The following is a 7,426-nucleotide window of genomic DNA, read 5'->3' as shown; positions in this document are numbered from 1 at the left end:
GTTATTAATACAGGGCCATTATTCTAGATATATTGTATGTGCAGTCTTCTATGAAAACGCTAGCAATTGCTGTTCCTACCTACAATCGAAGCCAGCTGCTAGATAAGCAGCTGAATCATCTTTTCGCTATAGTCGAAGCCTTTGGTTCTGATTGCGAAATCTTTATTTCTAATAACTGTTCTACTGATGATACTGCTCAAGTTATTGAAAAATGGTCAGAAAAATTTGCACCTATAGATTTTAGGACGTTTCACCAATCTGAAAATATTGGAGCTATTCGTAATATCGCTACCTGTATTCGTTCAGTAACAGCAAAACATATATGGGTTTTAAGCGATGATGATACTGTTCTTGAGGGTGCTTTACCCTATGTTATGGGAGCGCTGAATAAGCTACCCGATATTGGTCTGATCACACTTAATTTTGCTGGCCGAGATTATAATTCTAAGAAACTGGTTTATGAACGTCGTTATCCTCTAGAGGAAAGCTTGTACGACAAACAAGGGCAGAGTGTTTTTGAAAAATGTGTTCGTATGGAAGGTGGTGTAGGCGGGCTGGCGCTAACATCTGCTCAAATTTATCGAACGGACTTAGCTCAAAAGGCTTTAGAGGAATGGCAGGCTGGGTTGGATAATTTGGCTGTTCAGGTTTATGTTACAGGCTATTGTGCTAAATATGGAGGGGCACAGGTTACTAAGGATGCATTTATAGAATGCTCCTTAGGCAATCACTTCTTTGTGGATGATAGGGCTGTAAGCCTTAAGATGACCTTCTCTGATGTACCCAGCGTTTACCAGCGATTGGTAAAAATCGGCTACTCCAAAGAGTTGTTTAGACAAATGACGCATCGCAAACTAGGAGAGTTTTCACGAGTATTTGCTAGTAAAAAAAAGCTGCTGAAAACGTTTCTTAAGTATCCAATTACTATGACTAATGTAATCTCTCAGCTCCTCCTCCGCTCAGTTTAAAGCGTTAGTCTGAGGTTCCTGCCATCGCTAACTTATTAGACCCATTGTTCTCACCTATACTACTCTGATTCCTATACTCATCAAGCGTGGCTTGAAGCACTCTGCCTAGCTCTGCAACGTGTGGCTGTTGCATCATCTGTGGGTGGGGACAGTCAACACATCGAATATTAAAATTCCCCTGAGGGACTAGTTTATCCCATCCGAAGAGAAGCTGTTTGACATCGTCAACGTCGCTAGCGTTATCTCGTAAAGCCGCCAGCGAGTGAGGGCGGTGCTTTGGGACAAACGTTTGTTGCGTTGCTAGGAAGAAGTCTATCTTACCTGGGTAAGGTTGAGGGATATAATTTTCTTGGGCTCTGAGAAAGAGTTCTACAAAACGATCTTTGATGTACTGCTCTTTGGCGGTAAATTTATCTTTGTTAGTTGAAGGAGAGGTCGGAATCACACTGCTTGGAGGGCGATCGCTTTGCTTGCTTCTATGGGTCGGCTGAACGGCTACTCGTTTATTCAGACCAAGTTTGGACTGAACTCTCCCTAACTTATTTCCTATATACTGCAGTTTTTGCTGAAAACTGCGTTGTTTTAACTCCTTTGAATGATACTTAAGCATGGTCTTAAGTCGTCGTACATAGTAGATAGCTTTGAACAAGTAGTAAGTTCGATCCCACGGGTGATGTCGATAGGTAGGATGGTGGAAATAGTAGCGAAAGCGATTGGTGAAATGATTTTCTAGCTGTGGATGAGGAGAATCCAAAAGGCCTAAAAAATTGACAGTTTCTCCTTGGGCTGTGAGCTGTTGTGCCATTTCATAAGCAACGATACCACCAGCACATTGTCCACATAGTTGGTAGGGACCAAGGGGCTGTTCTTCTTTAATAGCGCTAATGTAGGCTGCTGCCATGGCTTCTATAGACGTCAGAGGGAGCTGCTGGCCGTCAAGACCGATGGCTCGCAGGATATAAACAGGCTGGTCATCATCAAGACAATTAATGATTTGTGCTGTGCTTAAAACGTCGCCATATCCACCATGCACTATGTAGATAGGTTGCTTGTTTCCAGTTCTGCGTCCAGCTACTAACGGTTTCCATACATCCTGTGTATTCTCAGCATCAATGACTATTGCTAATTCTTCAATGGTGGGAGCATCTAAGAGAATAGTCATGGGCAGACGCTGGCCAAACATCTCTTCTATGGCTGCAAAGGCACTGACAGAGAGAAGTGAGGTATTGCCCAGATCAAAGAGATTATCGCTTAGGCTAATGCGGTCCATGCGTAATACCTTGCTCCAAATCTTGCTCAAGCTCTTTTCCGTAGGGGTTTTTGGAGCTATCCAACCGGTATTGTCTCGTGTTCGTTGTCCTTGTTGTTCAACGTGTTCTAAGATCTGCGTGGGGTGTTGTAGTGCTCGAACAATATGATTCCAGCGAGTTGATTTGCTGTATTGCTCTCTGTTGGATAGGGGCCTAGATGTCTGAGATATTTCTTTTTTGTTGGATTGTTTGTCTTTGGCAGGTGCAGGCGCTGTAAAATTTAATTGCTGGGCGACTTTCACGGGTAAGGCATACTGAAAGCCGTTTTCTACACTTTGGACATAGGGCTGGCCAATGGTTTTGAAGAATTCTGCAATAGGTAAGTTTTTGGCAGTCGGTTGGTAGTTAAGCCTAACAGAACTCAGGCCCTGGGCAGCTGCAACTTCACCTAAATGGGCAACCATACGATGTTCTACACCACGTCCTAACACACGGCAGCTGAGTAGAAATGTATCGACGTTTAGCGTGTTCTGTTGCGTGTGAAAAAGGATGACGCCGACGAGGCCATAGTCACCAAAGCGATCGCAAACTGTAACCGCCCGGCAGCCATAGCCGTCATTGCGCAGGGTTTGAATTTCAGCTTCACTGCGACGGCAGGTGGTGGCATTGAACTGGTTGGTGCGCTGGGTGAGCTGAGAAACCCTGGGGAGCTGCTCAGGGGTGGGTTCCTCAATGGTCACGTCCAGCTGGAGTCCTTCGATAAATGCATTAAAATCCTCGGCTTCTCGCTCAAATCTTTGGCGAGCCGAGTTTTGCTGATAGAGCTGGGTTCTATGGCTGTCTGCGTCGGTGACCTTAAGTGTGTCTAGAGGCCAAATATGGTTTAAGACGTTAGGAATTTGATCTGGGTTCTCGGGCAGCTGTAGCGTTAGCACCTCTGGGCAACGCGCTTGGACCTCTGAGCATTCGACGGGATTATCATCGATGAAGATAAAGCTATCTAAGCCAAGGTTGAGTTCTGCGGCGAGGGATCGCAAGTTCTCCGATTTTGGCTGCCAGTTAATCCGCCAGCCTACCAAATGTTCGCGACCCAGAGGCATGTCGTCCCGCTGGTCAAATACCTGCCAAACATCTTCCTCAACGTTCTTGCTACACAGACATAGCAAAAAACCGGCTTGACTACATCGCACCATAAAGGATTGCAGTGCCTGAAAGGGTTTATCAACCGCAATACCCATGGGGCCATCTTCACCACAGATACCGCGCCAAAGGGTGCGATCGCAATCCAAGGCAATAACCTTATACGGCTCTCGTTTTAGGGCATAAACCATGCGTGCAATCGTTGTACCGAGAGCAGCAAAGGCTTCTGGAGTAAAAGGAATATGGCCGATGAGATCGCCATTAGCCTGATAAAAGTTGCTAACGGGATAGCGTGAGAAAACGGTTGCCGATGATACGAGGTGGAGATTATTAGTTGGAGTCAGTTCCTCAATAATCCTCTTCTCAATCTGTTGATGGAGAGACAGTTGCTCTGCCGAAATAGTTGGATTAGACGGACAAAAGACGACTATATGAGGCGTGGAGGAACGTTTAACAGCCTCAGAAATAGCACTGACTAGATCCTCACCATTGCGCTCTAGAACCGTTCTATGGGCCAGAGTAGTCTGCCGATCCTCTTCAGGCCGATCCTCGGATGTCTGAAATCTAAGCCAGTCCTCAATCCGGATGAGCAGTAAATTAATACCCTGTGTATTCTGTGCCATTAGACTCACAGGGTTAAGCAGTTGCTGAAATACCTGATTGTAATCAGTGAGGACAACCTCCAGGTTCAAGTCCAGTTGAGCCAACCAAAATTCAATCACCTCCTTGAGAGGATCCGCCGTAAATGTTGCGGCGACAGCCAATGGAGCCAGTCCACCATGGGAATCAGATACGGTTAACCCATGGGTATTGTCCTGTAAGGGAGTTGGCTTAAGCATGACTCTGGGTAGATAGAATTTAAATACTTATTTATCTAGAGGCTGAAGAACAATACATGTGCTTGCACTGCAGTAATCATGGTCTTAAAAGAAGTGAGCCCAAGCGTTGATTGTGGAAAACGAAAGTAGCTTATGAAGTAGTGAACCTTTTGCCGTTACAAAGCGGTCAAACCACGGCGTTGCTTTATCCTTCCTTATAAGCTCTGACGCCAGCCTACTATTAGTACACAGTCTCTTAAAGTATTAATCCCGATACTTCAATCAAGCTTCATAAATTTTGCCCTGAAAGGAAAGCCAGATTGAGCGATGTCGTTCACACGCACCCATGGAGCAATACCGTTTCTATATGCTTTACACAAGCTTCATATAAAATCCTTATCCCTGAGGCTATGAGTATCTATCCTGCGTTAGTTCTATGCTCTAGCCACTGTTGCCAGCGATTTTCACACCATGTGAGGATACGATCAATCCATCGCAGTACGCGTTCTAGAGGATGTTCCAGATAGCTGACATCGTTGACGTTAGCCTCAAATGCATTGGGAGACTTACTCGTCAATCGCCGTCGAGCATGGTTATTTCCATGGCTTGATAAGCGTTGGGCGCGGGTCCGAACCGTGCCGGGAGCAGATGATGTTGGGTGAAAAATGCGAGAGCTTGGCTGAGCTGCAATCTTGTTATTTGTGATATGAGGCAGGCTGGGAGCCTGTGAACCTAGGGTTGGACCCGGTGTTATCTGTGCCCATGCCTTTTTAAACTCCATCGGCAGTGCGGCGATAAATACTGCCCCAATTGCCAGAACAGTTTTAATGGACAAGCGCTTAGTCTGACGGGGAACGATAGAGCGGGATTGCTGATATGCAAGCATCACAGCGGTAATGTAATGCTTGAGCTCGGCCTGTTGCTCCGGTGTAAAAATATCGAAAACTTTGTTGTGTTCATTCACCAAAACCAGCTGCCGAGTGGCAATTGAGGATGCTAGCGTGGTTCCATGGGGCAGTAAATCAGAGGCGGCTCTGCGGCCTGCGGGAGCCTTTAGCCCACCTGATTGTTTCCGAGTGCTGGAGCTGACTAAATCTCCTGATTGCCGCTGAGCCTGAATGATACTGTTGCGGCGAGCGGATTGTAAGCTGCCTGGCAGTTGTTGTCGGATTCGTTGAATCGTGTTGGCTAAAAGAGACTTAACCTTACGGGCCAGACTGCCTGTAGGCGCAATATTCAGCTGTGCTTTTTGATCTGATGATAGGAGTTGTTGAGTATGGGTAAGAACTGCCGTCAGGGATGAATCACTACCTGCACTAATCTTGATGGCAGTTTGAACTGATAGTCGCCTGGTTGAGCGGGGAATGATAGTGCGCGACTGTTGGTAAGCATACATCACGCGATCAATATAATGTTTGAGATTGGCCTGGTGCTCGGGCGTAAAAATATCAAAAACTTCGTTGTTGGGGTTTACCAAAACCAGATTGCGAGTTTTGATCGAAGATGCCAGCGTAGTGCCGTTCTGGAGCAGCTCAGCTGCCATTTTGCGACGTATACCGGCAGTGCGGGCGGTGAGCGCACCTGACGTACGCGATAGAAAAGACTGCGCTGTTTTCACTAATTCGCCCTTGGGCGTGACGGCCAGCTGTGATATTTTCTCTGACGCTAGCAGTTGTTGGGTGTGGGTCAGAATCGCAGTGAGGGTGTGGTCACTGTCCGTAACGTTTTCCTGGGGAATAGACCCGGACGGCTGCTCTGATTGTTCGCTGCTGTGGTCACTGTGGCCACTGAGGACAAAACTGGCTCGTTTCACCGCCCGCATGATGGCATAGATCGGAAAGACGGCCACCTGTGCTCCCCAGGCAGCGGTGGACTGGAGCTGTCGCCAAGCTTGATTCTGTCGCTCCAGACCTTGCTGCCATTGCTGTAGCGCAAACCTGAGTAATTTGCTTTGGTAGGGGCGAGACGACGGTGGCATAGTGTATGGCAAGTATCCTCAGATACTTGATATCAGATACTCGATCAATCCTAGTTCGATCTTAGCGGAACGATGAACGCCTCCACCCCATTTCTATCAAACCTCATTCAAGCGTTACGAACCTATAGTCAACAAGATGTGCAGATGCATTGGCAGGGGTTACATGACGATGCTGGAGGCGGGTTGACGGCGGCCATGGCCGCAGGCGATCAGTGGGAGGTGATGCCGCTCAACGAGCGTCGGCATATTGCCTGGCCGCAGGGGCGAGTGCTGTGGCTGTATCAACGGATGACGGTGCCCGAAACGCTCAATGGTGATTACCCCTTAGAGGGATTAACCCTGCGGTTATCAACGGCCTGGTGGGCGGAGGATGCCCAGGTCTATGTGCATGGTGAGCTGGTCCAGGCGGGGGATTTGTTCGATTTTTTTACGCGTGTGTGTCTGAGTCAGGCGGTGACGCCAGGGCAGTCGTTTGATGTGGTGCTGCGGCTGGAGAGCCCGAAACATGATGCGGGGGCTTTGGTGCGATCGCACCTCATCTACGAAGCCCTTAATCATCCCATTAGCCCCGAACCCGGCTTTGTCGCTGACGAATTGCAAGTTCTGCAGTCCTATTTGCAAAGCTTGGCGCCCGAAAAACTGCCCATAGTCGAGGCACTGATCACTAAAGAATGGCAGGGGAGTAGCGGTGATGTACATCAGCGTTTAGCCAGTCTGCGCCAATGTTTGCTGCCCTATGGCGACTGGGTTAAACAGCGACAGATTCACTGCGTGGGCCATGCCCATTTAGATTTGGCTTGGCTGTGGCCGGTGGCCGACACCTGGCGGGCGGCAGAGCGTACCTTTGAGTCAGTATTGGCACTGCAGCAGGATTTTCCTGAGCTGACCTATACTCACTCTAGTCCAGCGTTATTTGCCTGGTTAGAGGTCAATCGGCCGGAGCTGTTTGGACGGATTCAACAGCAGGTGGCCCAAGGGATGTGGTCGATTGATGCCGGGCTGTGGGTCGAGCCGGAGCTAAATATTGCTGGTGGAGAAGCGATCGCAAGACAAATTCTCTATGGGCAACGTTACTGCCAAGAAAAATTTGCTACCCGTAGCCTGATTGCATGGCTGCCGGACACCTTTGGCTTTTGTTCACAGCTGCCCCAGTTGTTAAAATTGGGCGGTGTGGAGGTGTTTGCCACCCAGAAACTACGGTGGAATGATACCACCCAATTTTCCCACGAACTCTTTCGCTGGCAGGCCCCCGATGGTAGTGAAATTTTAGGC

At 48.1% G+C, this 7,426-nt stretch carries 4 protein-coding genes; 2 read left to right on the top strand and 2 right to left on the bottom strand.

Going from position 1 to position 7,426, the window contains the following annotated elements; translation table 11 throughout:
- Positions 1-50 precede the first annotated feature (50 nt).
- On the top strand, positions 51-968 hold the full coding sequence (locus IQ260_RS24325) for a glycosyltransferase family 2 protein (RefSeq protein ID WP_193995665.1): 918 nt from the start codon (positions 51-53) through the stop codon (positions 966-968).
- A gap of 4 nt (positions 969-972) precedes the next feature.
- On the opposite strand, the gene IQ260_RS24320 is transcribed toward IQ260_RS24325, so the two are convergent.
- Together IQ260_RS24320 and IQ260_RS24315 are read right to left on the bottom strand one after the other, a co-directional pair.
- Positions 973-4,197 (bottom strand): HAD-IIIC family phosphatase, encoded by a 3,225-nt coding sequence (locus IQ260_RS24320; protein WP_193995664.1) that lies wholly within the window; start codon positions 4,195-4,197, stop codon positions 973-975.
- Between the two features lie 397 nt (positions 4,198-4,594).
- Entirely contained in the window at positions 4,595-6,154 is a 1,560-nt protein-coding gene (locus IQ260_RS24315; protein ID WP_193995663.1) for a hypothetical protein, read from the bottom strand.
- A 72-nt stretch (positions 6,155-6,226) separates the two neighbouring features.
- On the opposite strand from IQ260_RS24315, the gene IQ260_RS24310 reads away from it, so the two are divergent.
- A partial coding sequence (locus IQ260_RS24310; protein WP_456152057.1) for a glycoside hydrolase family 38 N-terminal domain-containing protein occupies positions 6,227-7,426 on the top strand: 1,200 nt, incomplete at its 3' end.

Origin of the sequence: Leptolyngbya cf. ectocarpi LEGE 11479 (assembly GCF_015207065.1) — a bacterium.
In the GTDB taxonomy this organism is placed as follows: domain Bacteria; phylum Cyanobacteriota; class Cyanobacteriia; order Phormidesmidales; family Phormidesmidaceae; genus Leptothoe; species Leptothoe ectocarpi.
The sequence above is the reverse complement of the archived record's forward strand: the minus strand, read 5'-3'. Positions and strand labels throughout refer to the sequence as shown.

Coding starts and splice junctions, on each gene's coding strand:
- IQ260_RS24325 (WP_193995665.1), top strand. CDS start 51: ATGAAAACGCTAGCAATTGCTGTTCCTACCTACAATCGAAGCCAGCTG.
- IQ260_RS24320 (WP_193995664.1), bottom strand. CDS start 4,197: ATGCTTAAGCCAACTCCCTTACAGGACAATACCCATGGGTTAACCGTA.
- IQ260_RS24315 (WP_193995663.1), bottom strand. CDS start 6,154: ATGCCACCGTCGTCTCGCCCCTACCAAAGCAAATTACTCAGGTTTGCG.